The sequence below is a fragment of the Mycobacterium sp. H4Y genome, assembly GCF_000364405.1.
Lineage (GTDB): Bacteria > Actinomycetota > Actinomycetes > Mycobacteriales > Mycobacteriaceae > Mycobacterium > Mycobacterium intracellulare.
Genome location: NZ_AKIG01000002.1, coordinates 581,560 through 600,276 on the forward strand (window position 1 = coordinate 581,560; position 18,717 = coordinate 600,276).

Genomic DNA, 18,717 nt, shown 5'->3' on the forward strand with positions numbered 1-18,717 from the left:
ACTCCATGCGGACGGGGAGGCTGGCGTGAAGGCACTTGCACGAACTCATCAATGGATCTGGGTCTTGCGCCAACAGCCGCTTACCATCCGCCTGCTCGCCGCGGCCGCCGGACTGCTCACCGTGGCCTCGGCCTTTGCGGCGCCGGCCGAAGCGGAAGGCAACGGCGACGACTTCATCGACGCGCTCAATCACGCCGGCATCGACTTCGGCGAACCCGGAAACGCGATGGCCGTAGGCGAGTCGATCTGCCCGATGCTCGCGCAGCCGGGCGGCAGCTTCGCCGGGGCAGCGTCCAGCATCTCTGGCCGTGGCATGTCCCCGCAGATGGCGAGCATGTTCACCACGATCGCGATCCAGACGTACTGCCCCCAGGAGATGGCGAACATCGCCAGCGGCAACCTGTCCGGTGCCATGCCGCAGGTTCCGGGAATGCCCGGCCAGATCCCGGGGATGGGGGGCCAGATCCCGGGCATGGGGGGCCAGATCCCGGGCATGGCGGGCCAGATCCCCGGAATGACGGGCCAAATCCCGGGCATGGCGGGCCAGATGCCGGGACAGGTTCCGGCGCTGCCGAGTTACTAGACGGTGCCCAGCGGGTCGATCGTCCAGGCGATGTAGTCCATCGCCGCCCCGACCGCCGCGGTGGTGATGAAGTCGATTCCCTTGCCGCGCACCACCAATAGGCCGGCCCGCTCCTCGGATAGCACCAATCGCAACAGCGCGGCCACGCCCACACCGATGCCGATCAACAGCGAGCCCCGCCGCCAGAAGTTGGCTCCCACTAATACCAGTGCCGCGGCAAAGATCAAGCCCACCAACAGAATCGGCCACTGGGCTCGCAGCACGGTCCGCGCGGTCATTCCCGTTCGGCCAGCTCGACGACGTTGGTCAGCAGGAACGCCCGGGTCAAGGGGCCCACGCCGCCCGGGTTGGGCGATACGTGCCCGGCCACGTCCCACACGTCGGGATGCACGTCGCCGACGAGTCCGTCGTCGGTCCGGCTCACCCCGACGTCGAGCACCGCGGCGCCGGGACGCACCATGTCGGCGGTCAGCAGGTGCGGGACCCCGACGGCGGCCACGATGATGTCGGCCTGTTTGGTCAACGCCTGCAGGTCGCGAGTTCCGGTGTGGCACAACGTCACCGTCGCGTTCTCCGAACGGCGGGTCAGCAGCAGCCCCAACGGGCGACCGACAGTCACACCGCGGCCGATGACGACCACGTGCGCCCCGGCGATCTCGACGTCGTAGCGGCGCAGCAGGTGCACGATGCCGCGCGGCGTGCACGGCAGCGGGGCAGGGTTGTTGAGCACCAGCCGGCCCAGGTTGGTCGGGTGCAGACCGTCGGCGTCCTTGTTCGGGTCGACGCGCTCCAGCGCCGCGTTCTCATCCAGGTGCTTGGGCAGCGGCAACTGCACGATGTAACCGGTGCAGTCGGGGTTCGCGTTGAGCTCGTCGATGGTCTCGTTGAGCGTGGCGGTGCTGATGTCGGCGGGCAGGTCACGGCGGATCGAGGTGATCCCGACCTTGGCGCAGTCGGCGTGCTTGCCCCGCACGTACGCCTGGGAGCCAGGGTCGTCGCCCACCAGGATGGTGCCCAAACCGGGGGTGCGTCCCGATGCGGTCAATGCGGCCACGCGCTGCTTGAGGTCGACGAAGATCTCGTCCCGGGTGGCCTTGCCGTCCAGCGTGATTGCTCCCACGCTGACAGTCTGGCAGATCTCGATGATGGCGACCCGCCGCGCCCGGCTACGCCGCGCTCGCGATCGCCATTAGATCGATGATGGCGACCCGCCGCGCCCGGCTACGCCGCGCTCGCGATCGCCATTAGGCTCCCGGTATGTCTACCCCTCCGGACGTCTTCAGCCCCGCGAAGCTCGGTCCGATAACGCTGCGTAACCGCACCATCAAGTCAGCCACGTTCGAGGCGCGCACGCCCGAGGCGCTGGTGACCGACGACCTCATCGAATACCACCGGCTGCCGGCCGCCGGCGGGGTCGCCATGACGACCGTCGCCTACTGCGCCGTCTCCCCCGGCGGTCGCACCGAGGGCAACGGCATCTGGATGCGGCCCGAGGCCGTGCCCGGGTTCCGGCGGCTCACCGACGCGATCCACGCCGAGGGCGCGGCGGTCAGCGCGCAGATCGGCCACGCCGGCCCGGTCGCCAACGCCAAGTCCAACAAGGCGAAGGCGCTGGCGCCGGTCCGATTCTTCAACCCGATCGGGATGCGCTTCGCCAAGAAGGCCACCCGTGAGGATATCGACGACGTCATCGAAGGCCACGCGAACGCCGCCCGGCTGGCCATCGAAGCGGGCTTCGACGCCGTCGAAATCCACCTGGGCCACAACTACTTGGCGAGTTCGTTCCTGTCCCCGCTGATCAATCGCCGCGACGACGAATTCGGCGGATCGCTGCAGAACCGGGCGAAGGTCGCCCGCGGGATCGTGATGGCCGTCCGCCGCGCGGTCGAAAAGGAAGGCACGCCGATCGCGGTGACCGCCAAGCTGAACATGGCCGACGGCGTTCGCGGCGGCATCAGCACCGACGAATCGCTGACCACCGCCAAGTGGCTGGAAGAGGACGGTGGGCTCGACGCGATCGAACTGACCGCGGGCAGCTCGCTGGTCAATCCGATGTACCTGTTCCGCGGCGACGCGCCGCTCAAGCAGTTCGCGGGCGCGTTCAAGCCGCCGCTGCGCTGGGGCATGCGCATGACGGGCAAGAAGTTCCTGCGCGAATACCCCTACCGCGAGGCCTATTTATTGCGCGACGCCAAGCTGTTTCGCGCCGAGTTGAAGATGCCGTTGATCCTGCTCGGCGGCATCACCAACCGCGAGACGATGGACCTGGCGATGGCCGAGGGTTTCGAGTTCGTCGCGATGGCCCGCGCGCTGCTCGCCGAGCCTGACCTGATCAACCGGATCGCCGCCGAGGACGCCCAGCACCGGGTGCACTCCGCCTGCACGCACTGCAATCAGTGCATGCCGACGATCTACAGCCGGACGCACTGCGTCGTGACCGGCGCGCCCGACGCCGCGGCCGCTCCACGCTGATCCACAGGGCCGCAAGCTACAGTTGTGGCGATGTCAGCACCAGCCCCGCCAGCGCTAACCGTCCATCACGAAGGGTCCGAACGTACCTTCGCAGCCGGCCACGATGTGGTCGTCGGGCGCGATCTGCGGGCCGACATGCGCATCACGCATCCGCTGATTTCGCGGGCCCACCTGTTGCTGCGTTTCGACCAGGGCAAGTGGCTGGCCATCGACAACGGTTCGCTCAACGGAACTTTCGTCAACGGCCGGCGCGTGCCCGTCGTCGAGATCCACGACGGGCAGACCCTCAACATCGGCAACCCCGACGGGCCGCTGCTGACGTTCGACGTCGGCCGCCACCAAGGCATGGCCGGGCGCCCGCCCAAGACCGAATCGATGAACATCCCGGTGGCGGCCCCGCCGCAGCCGGCGGCGTGGTCGGCGCAACCGGGCCCGCCCGTCGCCGCTCCACCCGGGCCGCCGCCGCCTCCAGCCGGGCGCACGCCCAACTGGGTGGCGCCTCCGCGGCGGCCGCAGCCCGCTCCCCGGCCCGGACCGGCGGGGCAAACCATGTACGGCGCCGGCGGTGGGCGACCGCCCGCCTACCCGCCCGCCGCGCCACCCCCGCCGCACAATTCCCCCCTGCAAGCCCCCGTCCACAGCCCCCCGCCGGCGCAGCACATCCCCGCGCCCACCCGGGCCGCACCCGCCAACGCCAAGCCGCCCGAGGTGGCGAACCTGGCGACCAAGATGTTCCAGGCCCTGCGGCCGTCGCGGTCCGGCGCGATCCAGAAACCGGCCGGGTCGCAAACCATCGGGCGGGCCACCGACAACGACATCGTCATCCAGGACGTGCTCGCCTCGCGCCATCACGCGTTCTTGATCCAGACGCCGCTGGGCACCGAGATCCGCGACGCGCACAGCGTGAACGGCACCTTCGTCAACGGCGTCCGGGTCGGGTCCGCGGTGTTGACCGAGGGCGACGTGGTCACCATCGGCAACGTCGACCTGGTGTTCACCGGCGACGGCCTGGTCCGGCGCACCGAGGCGGCGACGCGGACCGGCGGCCTGGAGGTCAACTCCGTCTGCTACACCGTCGACCACGGCAAGCAGTTGCTCGACCACATCTCACTGACCGCCCGGCCCGGGACGCTCACGGCCATCATCGGCGGTTCGGGCGCCGGGAAGACCACGCTGTCGCGGCTGATCGTCGGCTACACCAGCCCCACGTCGGGCACGGTGACCTTCGAGGGCCACAACATCCACACCGAGTACGCGTCCATGCGCAGCAGGATCGGGATGGTCCCCCAGGACGACGTCGTGCACCGCCAGCTCACGGTCAACCAGGCCCTCAACTACGCCGCCGAACTGCGCCTGCCGCCCGACACCAGCAAAGAGGAACGCGCCCGCGTCGTCGCCCAGGTGCTCGAGGAACTCGACATGACCCAGCACGCCGAGACGCGGGTCGACAAGCTCTCGGGCGGCCAGCGCAAGCGCGCCTCGGTCGCGCTCGAGCTGCTCACCCAGCCGTCGCTGCTGCTGCTCGACGAGCCGACGTCCGGGCTGGACCCGGCGCTGGACCGCCAGGTCATGCTGATGCTGCGCCAGCTCGCCGACGCGGGCCGCGTGGTGCTGGTGGTGACCCACTCGGTGTCCTACCTGGACGTGTGCGACCAGATCCTGCTGGTCGCGCCCGGCGGCAAGACCGCGTTCTGCGGGCCACCCGACCAGGTCGAGGCGGCCATGGGCACCCGCAACTGGGCCGACATCTTCGCCAAGGTGGGCGCCGACCCGGACGAGGCCAACCGACGCTTCAAGGAGCGCAATCAGCAGTCGTCGCAGCCGCCGACCCCGCAGAGCCCGGCGGACCTGGGCGAACCACCCCAAACCAACCTGTGGCGGCAGCTGTCCACGATCGCGCGCCGCCAGGTTCGCCTCGTCGTGTCCGACCGTGGCTACACGATCTTCCTGGCGATCCTGCCGTTCCTCATCGGCGCGTTGTCGCTGACGGTGAAGGGCCCGCACCCCGGCCTCGGGCCGGCCGACCCGATGGGCCCCGCACCCACCCAGCCGCAGTACATCATGGTGCTGCTCAACATCGGCGCCGTCTTCATGGGCACCGCGCTGACCATCCGGGATCTCATCGGCGAGCGCGCCATCTTCAAGCGGGAGCAGGCCGTCGGCCTGTCGACCACCGCCTATCTGTTGGCCAAGATCGCGGTGTTCTGCGTCTTCGCCACGGGCCAGGCGGCGATCGCGACCATCATCGTGCGGCTGGGGAAGGGCGCGCCGACCGCGCACCCGCAGTTCTTCGGCAACTCCACCTTCTCGCTGTTCGTCACCGTCGCGGGCACCTGTGTGGCCTCGGCCATGCTCGGCCTGCTGCTGTCGGCGCTGGCGCAGTCCAACGAGCAGATCATGCCGCTGCTGGTGGTGTCGATCATGTCGCAGCTGGTGTTCTCCAGCGGGATGATCCCGGTGTATCAGCGCATCGGGCTGGAACAGCTGGCGTGGTTGACGCCCGCCCGCTGGGGCTACGCGGCGGGCGCGTCCTCGATCGACTTCCCGTCGCTGGTGAAGGTCAAGCAGATCCCCACCAACGATCCGATCTGGCAGCACTCGAAGCACATCTTCGTCTTCGACATGGCCATGCTCACGCTGCTCTCGATCGCCTACACCGGCATCGTGCGCTGGCACATCCGGCTGAAACGCTGAGGCGGCTCTCAGGCGGCGACCCTAATCTGGGATGCGATGACCCGACCTGCCCAGCCCCTGCTGACGGCGCGATCCGAGCACTCGCAGGGCAGCTTCACCGCCGGCCGCGACGTCGTCGTCGGCAACGACCTGCGCGCCGACCTGCGGGTCGCGCACCCGTTGATCGCCCGCGCGCACCTGCTGTTGCGCTTCGATCGGGGCCGGTGGCTCGCGGTCGACAACAACACGCTCAACGGCGTCTACCTCGACGGCCGGCGGGTGCCGGTCGTCGACATCCGCGACGGCCAGAGCATCAACATCGGCAAGCCCGACGGCCCGCGGATCACCTTCGAAGTGGGACGGCCGCCCGCACGCTCGTTTCGCCGCAGGGACGCCGGGCGCACCGCGCCGCAGCCGCCGGCCGACGCCGGGGAGTTCCCCACCACCCGGGTCGCCGTCGCGGGACCCGAAGCCGATCGCCGGCCGGTGACCGGGCGGGCCGCCTGGATCGGCCGCGCGCTCGACAACGACATCGTCATCCACGACGTGCTGGCCTCGCGCCGCCACGCCTTCGTGACGCCGACACCGGCCGGCCCCGAGATCCGCGACGCGAACAGCAGCAACGGCACCTTCGTCAACGGGGTCAGGGTCACCTCGGCGGCGCTGTCCGAGGGCGACGTGGTGACGATCGGCAACGTCGACCTGGTGTTGCGCGGCGGCGCGCTGGTTCGAATGCAAGAGGCGGCGACCCGCGCCGGCGGCCTCGAGGTGCGTGAGGTCAACTTCGGCATCGGTGACAAGCGCCTGCTGGAACGGATCTCGCTGACCGCCCGCCCCGGCACGCTGACCGCACTCATCGGCGGCTCCGGCGCGGGCAAGACGACGCTGTCGCGGCTGATCGCCGGGTACGCCACCCCGACGTCGGGCTCGGTCACCTTCGAGGGCCACGACATCCACACCGAGTACGCGTCGCTGCGCACCCGGATCGGGATGGTCCCCCAAGACGACGTCGTGCACCGGCAGCTCACGGTCAGCCAGGCGCTCGGATACGCCGCCGAGCTGCGCCTGCCGCCGGACACCAGCAAAGCCGACCGGGCCCGGGTCGTCGCCGAGGTGCTCGACGAGCTCGGCCTGACCGAGCACGCGAACACCCGGGTCGACAGGCTGTCCGGCGGGCAGCGAAAGCGCGCGTCGGTGGCGCTCGAGCTGCTCACCGGGCCGTCGCTGCTGATCCTCGACGAACCCACATCGGGCCTGGACCCCGCGCTGGACCTGCAGGTCATGACGATGCTGCGGCAACTCGCCGACGCCGGCCGCGTCGTGCTGGTGGTGACCCACTCGCTGACCTACCTCGACGTCTGCGACCAGGTGCTGCTGATGGCGCCGGGCGGCAAGACGGCGTTCCTGGGTCCACCCGGCCAGATCGGTCCGGCCATGGGAACCACCAACTGGGCGCACATCTTCGCCAAGGTGGGCGCCGACCCGGACGAGGCCAATCGCCGCTTTCTGGCCCAGAACAGACCGCCGCCCCCGCGGCGCACCCAGGCGCCGGCCGAGCTCGGCGCGCCGCCGCGCACCAGCAAGCGCCACCAGTTCTCCACCATCGCGCGCCGCCAGGTCCGGCTGGTGGTGTCCGACCGCGCCTATTTCGTGTTCCTGGCCGTGCTGCCGTTCGTCATGGGCGCGCTGTCGCTGACCGTTCCCGGCAGCGCCGGCTTCGGTTACGCCGACCCGGCCGGCGAGTCGGCGGGCGAGGCCGGGATGATCCTGACCCTGCTCACCATGGCGGCCGCGTTCATGGGCACCGCGCTGACCATCCGCGACCTCATCGGCGAGCGGCCGATCTTCCGGCGCGAACAGGCCGTCGGCCTGTCGACCACCGCGTACCTGCTGGCCAAGGTCGCGGTGTTCTGCGGGTTCGCCGTCGTCCAGGCGGCCATCGCCACCGCCATCGTGGTGCTGGGCAAGGGGCCGCCGACGCGGCCCGCGGTGCTGCTCGGTCCCTCTAGTTCGGCGGCCACCGTCGAGCTGTTCGTCGCCGTGGCGGCGACGTGCGTGGCCGCGGCCATGCTGGGCCTGCTGCTCTCGGCGCTCGCGCGCACGGGCGAGCAGGTGATGCCGATGCTGGTGGTGTCGCTGATGATGCAGATGGTGCTCTGCGGTGGGATGGTGCCGGTCACCGACCGGATCCTTCTCGACCAGGCGTCCTGGCTGATGCCGTCGCGGTGGGGATACGCCGCGCAGGGGTCGACCGTCGACCTGTGGGCGGTGTCGCCCGGCCCGCAGAGCCCGCGGGACAGTCATTTCCAGCACGCGCCGGCGGCCTGGCTGCTCGACATGGGCATGCTCGCGGTGCTCTCGGTCGGCTACGGGGCGCTGGTGCGCTGGCGCATCCGGCTCGCGCGCTGAACCTCAGCCGCTGATGGCTCAGTCGTGCGGGCCCCCATCCAGTCGAAGCCCGTGCGCCAGCGCGAAGGCCACGGCCTGGTCGACGTCGACGCGGGCGCCGGCCAGCGACGCGGTCGTCCACAACCCGGGGTCGGCGGTGGTGCCGCGCAGATCGGCGCCGTCGAGCCGGGCGCCGGCGGTCCGCGCGCCACGCAGGTCCGCGCCGCGCAGCACGGCCTTGCGCAGGTCGGCCTCCACCAGGCTGGCCTCCCTCAGCCGGCAGCCGCTGAAGTCGACGCCCCGCAGGTCGATGCCGGCGAGCACGGCGAGCGTGAAATCCACCTCGTCGAACGTGATCGGCCGCAGCCGGCACTGCACGAACACCGACCCCAGCATCGAGCATTGGGCGAAAGAGCTGTGCCACAACGACGTCCGGTGAAACGTGCAGTTGCGGAAGGCCGAGCCCCGGTGTTGCGACTCGGCCAGGTTGGCGCCGCTGAAATCGCATTCGGTGAACACGGTCCGCTCGGTCCGCAAGCGGCTCAGGTCTTCGTCGGTGAAGTCGTGGCCGTCGAACTCGCGGTCGACCCACTCCTCGCTCAATTGGGCGTCAGGGTGGCCAGGGCGTATTCGCTGACCGCGATCAGGGCGTCGGTCGCCGACCGGCGATCGCGGGCGTCGACCGTGATCACCGGGATGTGCGGGGGCAGGGTCAGCGCCTCGCGCACCTCGGCGACCGGGTAGCGCGGCGCCCCGTCGAACTCGTTGACCGCGACCAGGAACGGCAGGTTGCGGTGCTCGAAGAAGTCCACGGCGGCGAAGCTGTCCTGCAGGCGCCGGCAGTCGACCAGCACCACCGCCCCGATGGCGCCGCGGACCAGGTCGTCCCACATGAACCAGAAGCGGCGCTGCCCCGGCGTGCCGAACAGGTAGAGCACCAGGTCTTCGGCCAGCGTGATCCGGCCGAAGTCCATCGCGACGGTGGTGGTCCGCTTGTCCGGGGTGGCCTCGAGGGCGTCGACGCCGGTCGAGGCGTCGGTCAGCATCGCCTCGGTGCGCAGCGGCATGATCTCCGACACCGCCCCGACGAAGGTGGTCTTGCCGGCCCCGAATCCGCCGGCGATCACGATCTTCGTCGACGCGTGGGCGCCGGAATCTTGCTGCACCTCAGAGTGCGCGTAAGCCACGCAGGGTCCTTCCTATGAGTTCGTGACGCTCATCGCGGGTCGAACGCTCGGACAACGTCCTATGCACCCGAAGGTAGCCGGACAGCACCAGATCCCCGACCAGGACGCGCGCGACGCCGAGCGGCAGGTCCAGCCGGGCCGAGATCTCGGCGACCGACGGGCTCGGCGGACCCTGGCCGCACAGCTGGATGATTCTGCCCCGCGCATCGTTGGGCGGCCACCGGTGGGGTGCGCCGGGCTGCAGCGTCTGCAGCGGCGCCTCCAGGGGCAGCTCGACGTTCGTGTCGGTCCGGCCGGACGTCAGGGTGTACGGGCGGACCAGGTTCCCCTTACGGTGTGCGGGCCAGCTCTCGGGGGTGTCCATCGCGGCTCACGAGTGGGCGGCGGACCGGCGGGTCGACTGCACCACGCCCCCGACCCGTTCGACGAGGACGGCCATCTCGTAGCCGATCTGACCGATGTCGCACGACGTCGCGGCGAGGGTCGCGAGATGCGAGCCATCCCCGACGCGCATCAACAGCAGGTAGCCGTTGGCCATCTCGACGACCGACTGCAGCACCTGCCCGCCCTCGAACAGCTGCGCGGCACCGGTCGCCAGGCTGGCCAGCCCGGAGGCGACGGCGGCCAGCTGGTCGGCGCGTTCCCTGGGCAGGTGCTCGCTGGCGGCGATGGGCAGCCCGTCGACGGACACCAGCAGCGCGTGCGCGACGCCGGGGACCTCGCGGGCGAACCTGGTCACCAGCCAGTCCAGTGAGTTGTCGGGGGAGGTCGCGGAAGTCATTGTTGGTCGGGTCCTTGTTCCGTGTCACGGGCATGCGAGCGTCCGCTGCGCACGCCGCCGAAATGGTTGCTGAACGAGGCGCGCACCGCCTCGGGGTCGCGGGTGACGGCCGCGTGCTGCGGCTCCCGGTGCGATCTGCCGTTCTGGCCGTGCTCGGGCTCGTCCCGTTCGCCCAGGCCCGTTCCGTTGGCGCCGCCGGGCACCAGCCGGGCGCCGGGCGTGCGGACCGGCAGGCCGTGGTCGGTGGTGTGCGCTTCGACGGGCGTGTCCTCGGCGGCCGCCGCCAGGGTCCAGCCGCGGTCCCAGACCGACTGCCAGTCCAGGTCGGGGCTGTTGACCAGGTCGTGCGGGTCGCCCAGCATCTCCGAGAGCATCCGCCGGTAGATGACGTCATCGTCGGTCGCCGGGTCGGCGGGCTTGTCTTGCCGGGGTTCGCGGGGCCGGGCGGCGAAGAAGGCCGAGGTGTCCGATGCCGCCCGCACCGGCGGAGGCGGCGCCGGTTCGGGCGCGGGCTCCGGCGCGGGCTTGGCCTGCGGTGGTGGCTCCGGTGCGGCCTCGGGCTCGGCGGGCCTGGCGGCCGGCGCGGCCTGGGGCGCGTTTTCCCACCAGGGGGTCGCGAGCTCGCGGCGCCGCCGCGGGGGCGGTGGTTCGGCGGGCGGGGCCGGGACATCGGTGATGCCGCTGGAACCCGGGTTGCGGCGCGGCAGCAGGGTGACCGACGGCCCGGGCGCGGGCGCGGCGTTGCGGGCCGCCGGCTCGCGCGTGCCGTCGTGCCGCCGCGCGTCGTCGGCGGGCGGGGGCGCGGCGATCGCGCTGGCGAGTTTGGCGCTCGGAGACGACACCGCCCGAATGTGCCGGGGCGCAGCCGATTCCGCGGCTGCCAGGCCGGTGAGCACGGTCGGCGGCAGGTAGATCTCGGCGGTGGTGCCCGTACCCTTTTCGTTGGCCGCGGGGCCGCGCAGCCCCACCCGGATGCCGTGCCGGCCCGCGATCCGACCCACCACGAACAGCCCCATGTGCCGCGCGTTGTCGGGGCTGACGTCGCCGCCGGACTGCAGGCGCATGTTGGCGATGCGGCGGTCGGCGTCGTTCATCCCCAGACCGGAGTCGGCGATCCGCACCACGACCCCGCCTTGAGAATCTGAGCCGCTCCGCGACGCCGAGACCCGCACCGACGTCGTCGGCGGCGAGTAGCGCAGGGCGTTGTCGATCAGCTCGGCGAACAGGTGGATGGCGCCGCCCGCGGCCGCGCCCACCAGCGCGCACTCGGGCAGCCCGGCGATCTCGACGCGGCGATAGTCCTCGACCTCGGACACCGCGGCGCTGATCACCGTCGCCAGCGGCACCGGGTCGCGCTGGTCGCGCGCAAGCTGCGCGCCGGCCAGGACCAGCAGGTTGGCGCTGTTGCGGCGCAGCCGCGCCGCCAGGTGGTCCAGCCGGAACAGGCTGTCGAGGCGTTCGGGGTTCTCCTCGTTGCGCTCCAGCCGGTCGATGAGCGCCAGCTGCTGGTCGACCAGCGACCGGCTGCGCCGCGACATGGTCTCGAACATGTCGTTGACCAGCAGCCGCAACCGCGCCTCGTCGCCGGCCAGCAGCAGGGCCTGGGTGTGCAGTTCGTCGACGGCGTGGGCGACCTGACCGATCTCCTCGGTCGTGTAGACCGGCAGCGGCGTCGGAATCGGTTCGGCCCCACCGGCTTTCACCCGGGCGACCTCCTCCTCGAGATCGGTGTGGGCGACCTTGAGCGCGCCGTCGCGCAGGATGCGCAGCGGCCGCACCAACGCGCGCGCCACCAGCAGCACCACGACCAGAGCGATGACGATCGCCGCCAGCACCAACACGGTGTCGACGATCGCGGCGCTGCGCCGGTCTGCGGCCTGGGCGTGCACCGCCTTGGTCACCGAGGCGGTGACGTTCTTGATGACCTGGTCGGCGATGTCGTCGGTGGCTTGGACGGACCGCAGCAGGTCCGCGTTGTCGACGAGCACGCTGGCCGGGTCGGACATGATCGCCATCCGGGCCACCATCTGCTGTTGCAGCGTCTTGGCCTCGGGCGACCCGGCCCCGAGCACTTCGCTCATGCCGAACAGCGTCGACGGTTCGGTGCCCGCCAGGGTGGCCATCGAGGTGCGCAGCTGCGGCTCGGGCAGTTCGGCCCCGCGGGTGATGAGGATCTTCTGCATCGTCATCTGCCCGCGCGCGCCGACCGCCCGGCTCAAGCCCTGGGCCTGGGCCCGGATGTGCTCGTCGTCGACCCGCACCGAGGCGTTGATGACGTCTTCGGCCGTCAACAGGATCGGCGCGTACAGGGTCACCCGCTCCCGCAGACCGAGGCCGCTGTCCGACGCCTTGCTCACCAGCATCTGGCCGGCGTCGAGCAGCGTGTTGACGCCCGATCGGACGTCGTCGGTGACGTCGGTGTCGGCCAGCCGGCCCTGCAGTTCGCCCTTGCGGGCCTCGTAGTTCTTTTTGGCGCCCTCGACGTCACGCCCGGCGGACCCGGCCTGCAGCGCGACGTCCAGGGCCGACATGTATTTGGTGATCACCGGGACCACGTCGGCGCGGGTGGCGGCCAGTTTCAGGCGCGCCGCGCTGTCCATCGCGGTGTGGATGCGAAGCACACCGAAAACCGTCACCAAGATCAGCGGCACCAGCACGATCGCCAGCACCTTCCAGCCGACCGGCCAGTTGCTCAGCGACCAGGCGGGCGGGCGTTTGGCCGCCCCCGCTGTGTGGCTGGTGGCGCCGGGAACCGGTGCGGGCGGGGCGGCATCCGCCTCGGCCGCACCGGCCGGGCGGGCGAACATGGTCACGTCATCGCGGCCGCATGACCGGCCGCCGCGCTGACCCTGAGCGCTGAACAAAACGAGAGGCTCATGAAACTTCCTGCTTTATTTCCACCCGCCCCGCGCCAGATAGGCGCGCGCGTGTAAGTGTGGCAATCCGACGAGTATGACAGCCCGCGGCCCAGCCCACCAGAATCGTTACTGAGCAGACAGGTCCCTCCAAGGTGGCGCCGCGCGCCCGCGGTCGGTCCTGGCAAACACCGATCCCGCGAAAACGCTAGGCGGGCCGAAGGATTGCGACCAGGAAGTCGGAGTCGTCGGTGAACGGCCGCAGATCCCAGGTGGACAGCAGCACGTCGATCGCGAATCCCGCGTCGACCGCGTCGTTCAGAAACACGTCGAAGTCATAGTCGCGCCCGGCGCCGAAGCCGATCGCCGCGCGACCGTCGCCGGCGACGTGGGCGCGCAGCCGGCTCAGCACTCGGACCCGGGTGCTGGGGGCCAGAAACGTCATGACGTTGCCGGCGGAGACGATGACGTCGAACGGGTCGGCGATGCCGCGCGCGGGCAGGTCGAGCTCGGCGAGGTCGCCGACCAGCCAGCGCGGGCCGGGATGGTCCTGTTCGGCCGCGGCGATGAGCGCGGGGTCGACGTCCACGCCGACCACCCGGTGGCCGGCGCCGGCCAGGTAGCCGCCCAACCGGCCGGGCCCGCAGCCGGCGTCGAGGATGCGGGCGCCGCGGGGGGCCATGGCGTCCACGAAGCGGGCCTCGCCGGCCAGGTCGTCACCCGCGCGGGCCATGGCGCGGAACCGCTCGATATACCAATGCGAATGCCCGGGATCGGCAGCGACCTTCTGCATCCAAATGCTCTGCTCGACCATGCGACCATTATCGCGTTGTGTTCAAGCTGATGTTCTACTCCCCGCGCATCGCCCCCAATACGGGCAACGCCATCCGCACGGCGGCGGCGACGGGTTGCGAATTGCATCTGGTCGAGCCGATGGGCTTCGACCTGTCCGAACCCAAGCTGCGACGGGCAGGGCTGGACTACCACGACCTGGCCTCGGTGACCGTGCACGCCTCGTTGGCGGCGGCCTGGGACGCGCTGTCGCCCGAGCGGGTCTTCGCGTTCACCTCGCACGCGCCCACCTCGTTCGCGCAGGTGCGCTACCGCGCGGGCGACGTGCTGATGTTCGGCCCCGAGCCCACCGGGCTGGACGCGGCGACGCTGGCCGACCCGCACATCACCGGGCAGGTCCGCATCCCGATGCTGGCGGGCCGGCGCTCGCTGAACCTGTCCAACGCCGCGGCGGTCGCCGTCTACGAGGCGTGGCGGCAGCACGAGTACGCCGGGGCGACCTAGGTCGCGATCGCCGCGGTGAGTTTCGCGCCCGCGGGAAGTCAGCACGGCATGGCTACCTTCATCACCATCGGTTACGGGGACGCGGCCGGGTACCACCGCGTGAGCGACGAGTGCAGGCAGGCCGCGCACGCGCGCGATGACGCGCTGCGCGCCGCGGGTGCCCTCATCGGGACCGCCGGACACCCCGTTCAGGTGCGCAATCCGGACGGCGCCGGCGTGCGGATCGAGCCCGGGCCCTATCTGCATTCGGCGCTGCCGATTGCCGGGTTCGCGGTCTTGGAGGCCGACGATCTCGACGCGGCGATCGAGCGGGTGAGCCAGACCCCGTGCGCCGTCGCGCACGGGGTCGTCGAGGTGTGGCCGCTGATGTCCTGGCCGACCTAGCTCTCTTTGATCGTGGCGACCCGCCGCGCCCGGCTAAGTCGCCCGCGCGAACGCCGCGGTCACCAGCTGTTCCAGTGCGTGACCTGCTCGGCGGGCAGCCGCTTGGCCGGGCGGAAGTCGGTGCCCTTGGTGTAGGCGATCGGGAACAGGCCGCCCTGGCTGTAACGGTCGCGCGGGATGCCCACGATGTCGGCGACCTGTTGCTCGCCGTCGCGCAGCAGGTGCAGCGTCGTCCAGCACGACCCCAGTCCCCGCGAGCGCAGCGCCAGGCAGAAGCTCCAGACCGCCGGGAACAGCGACGCCCAGAACGACACCCCACCCAACGGCGACTTGTCCGGGCGGCCCTCGAGGCAGGGGATCAACAGCACCGGCGCGGAGTGCATGTGCTCGGCGAGGTAGGTGGCGGAATCGCGGACCGCGCCCATCCGCTCGCCACGGGTGTCCCCGTCGGGGTACGCGGCCCCCGGGGCGCTGAGGTAGCCGCGGGCGTTGGCCAGGTAGACGTCGGCGATCGCCTTCTTCTTCTCGGCGTCCTCGACGAACACCCATTGCCAGCCCTGCGCGTTGGAGCCGGTGGGCGCCTGCAGCGCGAGTTCGAGGCATTCCCTCAGCACGTCGCGGCTGACCGGCTTGTCGAAGTCGAGGCGCTTGCGGACCGAGCGGGTGGTGGTGAGGACTTCGTCGACGGACAGGTTGAGGGTCATGGGTGGAGCCTACCGACTGCCGCGAAAGTGCAACTAGCGACACATTTCTCGAGTAACACCGTCAGCAGTTGCACTCTCGCGGCACCTCACCGGAAGTCGCGCGATTTCGAGCCGACCGCCAGGGTGATGCGGCCCAACCGCTCCGCGACGACGGTGATCGCGCCGGTGGCGTTTTGGACCTGCCCGCGCACCAGCAGCGCCGGCGCCGAGTTCGCCAGCTTGCGATGCCGCGCCCACACCCCCGGCGCGCAGAGCACGTTGACCATCCCGGTCTCGTCCTCCAGGTTCAGGAACGTCACCCCCTGGGCCGTGCCGGGGCGCTGCCGGTGGGTCACCGCCCCGGCGATCAGCACGCGGTCGCCGTCGGGCACCGATCCCAGCTTCTCGGCGGGCACCACCCCCATCGCGTCCAGGTCTTCCCGCAGGAACTGCGTCGGGTAACTGTCCGGGGAGATGCCGGTGGCCCACACGTCGGCGGCGGCCAGTTCCAGCTCACTCATCCCCGGCAACGCCGGGACGTGCGAGGACGAGCCCACCCCGGGCAAGCGGCCCGGCCGCTGGGTGGCGGCCGCCCCGGCCGCCCACAGACCCTCGCGCCGGGACATGCCGAAGCAGGCAAAAGCCCCGGCGGTGGCCAGCGCCTCGGTCTGCGGCACGCTCAATTGCAGCCGCGACGTCACATCCAGCAGGGAGGCGAAGGGCCCGTTGGCTTTTCGCTCCTCGACCAGTTGCTCGGCCAGGTCGTCGCCGATATGGCGGACCGCACCCAGACCGAGCCGGACGGCGTTTCCTGAGTCTTCCAGGGTGGCGTGCGCCAGGCTGGCGTTGACGTCCGGGCCGTGCACGGTCACGCCGTGCCGGCGCGCATCGGCCACCAGCGACTGCGGCGAGTAGAAACCCATCGGCTGGGCGCGCAGCAGCGCGGCGCAGAACGCCGCCGGGTGGTGCAGCTTGAACCACGACGAGTAGAAGACCAGCGACGCGAAGCTCAGCGCGTGGCTTTCCGGGAAACCGAAATTGGCGAATGCCTCCAGCTTTTCGTAGGTCCGGTCGATCACCTCGTCGGGCGCGCCGTGCAGCGCGCGCATGCCCTCGTAGAACCGGCCGCGCAGCCGTCGCATGCGTTCGGTGGAGCGCTTGGATCCCATGGCGCGGCGCAGCTGATCGGCCTCGGCGGCGGAAAACCCGGCGCAGTCGACCGCGAGCTGCATCAGCTGCTCCTGAAAAAGCGGCACCCCCAGCGTCTTTCGCAGCGCCGGTTCCATGGACGGGTGGTCGTAGACCACCGGGTCCTCGCCGTTGCGCCGCCGGATGTAGGGGTGCACCGACCCGCCCTGGATCGGGCCGGGGCGGATCAGCGCGACCTCCACCACCAGGTCGTAGAACACCCGCGGCTTCAGCCGCGGCAGCGTGGCCATCTGCGCGCGCGACTCCACCTGGAACACGCCGACGGAATCGGCGCGGGCCAGCATCTCGTACACCGCCGGCTCGGAGAGGTCCAGGCGGGCCAGGTCCACCTCGATCCCCTTGTGCTCGGCCACCAGGTCGATGGCGTAGTGCAGCGCCGAGAGCATGCCCAGCCCGAGCAGGTCGAACTTCACCAAACCGATTGCCGCGCAGTCGTCTTTGTCCCATTGCAGGACGCTGCGGTTCTCCATCCGCGCCCACTCCACCGGGCACACGTCGGCGATCGGGCGGTCGCAGATCACCATGCCGCCGGAGTGAATGCCCATGTGCCGCGGCAGGTTCCGGATCTGGTTCGCCAGGTCGATCACCGGCTCGGGGATGTCCTCTGGAACATCCAAATCCGGCGAGCCTCCTGCCAATCCACCCCAGTGGCTGATCTGCTTGCTCCACGCGTCCTGCTGGCCCTGCGAGAAGCCCAGGGCGCGGGCCATGTCGCGCACCGCGATCTTTCCCCGGTAGGTGATGACGTTGGCGACCTGGGCGGCGTAGTCCCGGCCGTATTTGTCGTAGACGTACTGGATGACCTTTTCGCGCTGGTCGGACTCGATGTCCATGTCGATGTCGGGCGGCCCGTCGCGGGCCGGCGACAGAAAGCGCTCGAACAGCAGCTCGTTGGCCACCGGGTCGACGGCGGTGACGCCGAGGGCGTAGCAGACCGCGGAGTTGGCCGCCGATCCCCTGCCCTGGCACAGGATGTTGTTGTCCCGGCAGAACCGGGCGATGTCGTGCACCACCAGGAAGTAGCCCGGAAACCGCAGCTGGGCAATGACTTTGAGCTCGTGCTCGATCTGGGAGTACGCGCGCGGTGCGCTCGGACCGTAGCGGTCACGCGCGCCGGCCATGGTCAGCTGCCGCAGCCAGCTGTCCTCGGTGTGCCCGTCGGGCACGTCGAACGGCGGCAGCTGGGGCGCGATGAGCGCCAGCCCGAACGCGCACTGCTCGCCCAGTTCGGCGGCCGCGGTCACCACGTCGGGGGCCCCAGCGAACAGCCGGGCCATCTCCGCGCCGGAGCGCAGGTGCGAACCGCCCAGCGGGGCCAGCCATCCGGCGGCGCAGTCCAGGGACTCCCGGGCCCGGATGGCGCCCATCGCCATGGCCAGCCGGCGCCGCGACGGCCCCGCGAAATGCGCGCCGGTGGTGGCGACGACGCCGACCCCGAAGCGCGGGGCCAGCGCGGCCAGCGCCGCGTTGCGTTCGTCGTCGAGCGGTTGCCCGTGATGGGTCAACTCGACGCTGACCCTTTGCGCGCCGAACCGGTCCACCAGGTCGGCCAGCGCCCGCTCGGCGGCGTCCGGACCCCCGTCGGAAAGCGCTTGGCGCACATGGCCTTTGCGGCACCCGGTCAGGATGTGCCAGTGCCCGCCGGCGGCCTCGGTCAGCGCGTCGAAATCGTAACGGGGCTTGCCCTTCTCGCCGCCGGCCAGGTGCGCCGCGGCCAGCTGCCGCGACAGCCGCCGGTAGCCCTCGGGGCCGCGGGCCAGCACCAGCAGGTGCGGGCCGGCCGGGTCCGGCCGCTCGGTGCGGGCCTCGCCGCCCAGCGACAGTTCGGCGCCGAACACGGTACGCATGTCGAGCTCGGCGGCCGCCTCGGCGAACCGCACCGCCCCGTACAGGCCGTCGTGGTCGGTGAGCGCCAGGGCGCGCAGGCCCAGCCGGGCCGCCTCCTCCACCATTTCCTCGGGCGTGCTCGCCCCGTCCAGGAAGCTGAACGCCGAATGCGCATGCAGTTCGGCATACGGGAGGCAGGTGTGGGTCGGGCGCGTGTCCCCCGGCGGCCGGTACGTGGCGCGCTTGCGCGACAGGGGGGCATCCTCGGGAAGGCCCGCCGGCTCACCGGCACGGCGCGGCTTGCTGTCGAGCACCCGCTCCATTTCCGCCCAGCTCGGCGGCCCGTTGAACCAGCCCACACCCGCAGTCTATCGAAAAT

Annotated in this window: 16 protein-coding genes; 6 read left to right on the plus strand and 10 right to left on the minus strand. The window is 71.0% G+C overall.

Annotated features, from left to right (window positions below; all coding sequences use genetic code 11):
- Positions 1–25 precede the first annotated feature (25 nt).
- Positions 26–583: a DUF732 domain-containing protein gene (locus W7U_RS16540; protein ID WP_170320609.1), complete on the plus strand. Its 558-nt coding sequence runs from the start codon at positions 26–28 to the stop codon at positions 581–583.
- On the opposite strand, the gene W7U_RS16545 is transcribed toward W7U_RS16540, so the two are convergent.
- Both W7U_RS16545 and W7U_RS16550 read right to left on the minus strand, forming a co-directional pair.
- On the minus strand, positions 580–861 hold the full coding sequence (locus W7U_RS16545; protein WP_008260053.1) for a DUF3017 domain-containing protein: 282 nt from the start codon (positions 859–861) through the stop codon (positions 580–582). The two genes, W7U_RS16540 and W7U_RS16545, sit on opposite strands and share 4 nt — an antisense overlap.
- Positions 858–1,703, minus strand: coding sequence for a bifunctional methylenetetrahydrofolate dehydrogenase/methenyltetrahydrofolate cyclohydrolase (locus tag W7U_RS16550; protein ID WP_008260055.1), 846 nt, complete (start codon positions 1,701–1,703; stop codon positions 858–860). The genes W7U_RS16545 and W7U_RS16550 overlap by 4 nt, the downstream gene beginning before the upstream one ends.
- 137 nt (positions 1,704–1,840) lie before the next feature.
- Between W7U_RS16550 and W7U_RS16555 the strand changes: the two genes are divergently transcribed.
- Genes W7U_RS16555 through W7U_RS16565 form a run of 3 tightly spaced genes read left to right on the plus strand, consistent with a single transcriptional unit; the run spans position 1,841 to position 8,137 of the window.
- Complete coding sequence (locus W7U_RS16555) at positions 1,841–3,055, plus strand: NADH:flavin oxidoreductase (protein WP_008260057.1); 1,215 nt, start codon at positions 1,841–1,843, stop codon at positions 3,053–3,055.
- Positions 3,056–3,085: 30 nt separating this feature from the next.
- Positions 3,086–5,749, plus strand: a complete 2,664-nt coding sequence (locus W7U_RS16560; RefSeq protein ID WP_036429601.1) for an FHA domain-containing protein — start codon at positions 3,086–3,088, stop codon at positions 5,747–5,749.
- A gap of 36 nt (positions 5,750–5,785) precedes the next feature.
- Positions 5,786–8,137: an ATP-binding cassette domain-containing protein gene (locus W7U_RS16565; RefSeq protein ID WP_008260060.1), complete on the plus strand. Its 2,352-nt coding sequence runs from the start codon at positions 5,786–5,788 to the stop codon at positions 8,135–8,137.
- A gap of 18 nt (positions 8,138–8,155) precedes the next feature.
- Here the strand turns inward: W7U_RS16565 and W7U_RS16570 are convergent, their stop codons facing one another.
- From W7U_RS16570 to W7U_RS16595, 6 genes are all read right to left on the minus strand, one after another.
- The gene (locus W7U_RS16570; protein WP_008260061.1) at positions 8,156–8,719 is read right to left on the minus strand and encodes a pentapeptide repeat-containing protein; all 564 of its coding nucleotides are present in this window, start codon (positions 8,717–8,719) and stop codon (positions 8,156–8,158) included.
- Complete coding sequence (locus W7U_RS16575; protein ID WP_009956844.1) at positions 8,716–9,282, minus strand: ATP/GTP-binding protein; 567 nt, start codon at positions 9,280–9,282, stop codon at positions 8,716–8,718. The genes W7U_RS16570 and W7U_RS16575 overlap by 4 nt, the downstream gene beginning before the upstream one ends.
- A 1-nt stretch (position 9,283) precedes the next feature.
- Positions 9,284–9,667, minus strand: coding sequence for a DUF742 domain-containing protein (locus tag W7U_RS16580; protein WP_008260063.1), 384 nt, complete (start codon positions 9,665–9,667; stop codon positions 9,284–9,286).
- 6 nt (positions 9,668–9,673) lie between these two features.
- The gene (locus W7U_RS16585; protein WP_008260065.1) at positions 9,674–10,084 is read right to left on the minus strand and encodes a serine protease inhibitor; all 411 of its coding nucleotides are present in this window, start codon (positions 10,082–10,084) and stop codon (positions 9,674–9,676) included.
- Entirely contained in the window at positions 10,081–12,891 is a 2,811-nt protein-coding gene (locus W7U_RS16590) for an ATP-binding protein (protein ID WP_008260067.1), read from the minus strand. The genes W7U_RS16585 and W7U_RS16590 overlap by 4 nt, the downstream gene beginning before the upstream one ends.
- A 256-nt stretch (positions 12,892–13,147) precedes the next feature.
- The gene (locus tag W7U_RS16595; protein WP_008260070.1) at positions 13,148–13,753 is read right to left on the minus strand and encodes a class I SAM-dependent methyltransferase; all 606 of its coding nucleotides are present in this window, start codon (positions 13,751–13,753) and stop codon (positions 13,148–13,150) included.
- A 17-nt stretch (positions 13,754–13,770) separates the two neighbouring features.
- Here W7U_RS16595 and W7U_RS16600 point away from each other — a divergent pair, with 17 nt between their 5' ends.
- The gene (locus W7U_RS16600; protein WP_008260072.1) at positions 13,771–14,235 is read left to right on the plus strand and encodes a tRNA (cytidine(34)-2'-O)-methyltransferase; all 465 of its coding nucleotides are present in this window, start codon (positions 13,771–13,773) and stop codon (positions 14,233–14,235) included.
- Positions 14,236–14,283: 48 nt separating this feature from the next.
- A complete protein-coding gene (locus W7U_RS16605; protein WP_008260074.1) occupies positions 14,284–14,619 on the plus strand; it encodes a YciI family protein in 336 nt (111 codons plus the stop codon).
- Between the two features lie 59 nt (positions 14,620–14,678).
- On the opposite strand, the gene W7U_RS16610 is transcribed toward W7U_RS16605, so the two are convergent.
- Both W7U_RS16610 and W7U_RS16615 read right to left on the minus strand, forming a co-directional pair.
- Positions 14,679–15,323: a nitroreductase family protein gene (locus tag W7U_RS16610; RefSeq protein WP_008260076.1), complete on the minus strand. Its 645-nt coding sequence runs from the start codon at positions 15,321–15,323 to the stop codon at positions 14,679–14,681.
- Between the two features lie 86 nt (positions 15,324–15,409).
- Entirely contained in the window at positions 15,410–18,697 is a 3,288-nt protein-coding gene (locus tag W7U_RS16615; RefSeq protein ID WP_008260077.1) for an error-prone DNA polymerase, read from the minus strand.
- Between the last annotated feature and the right edge of the window lie 20 nt (positions 18,698–18,717).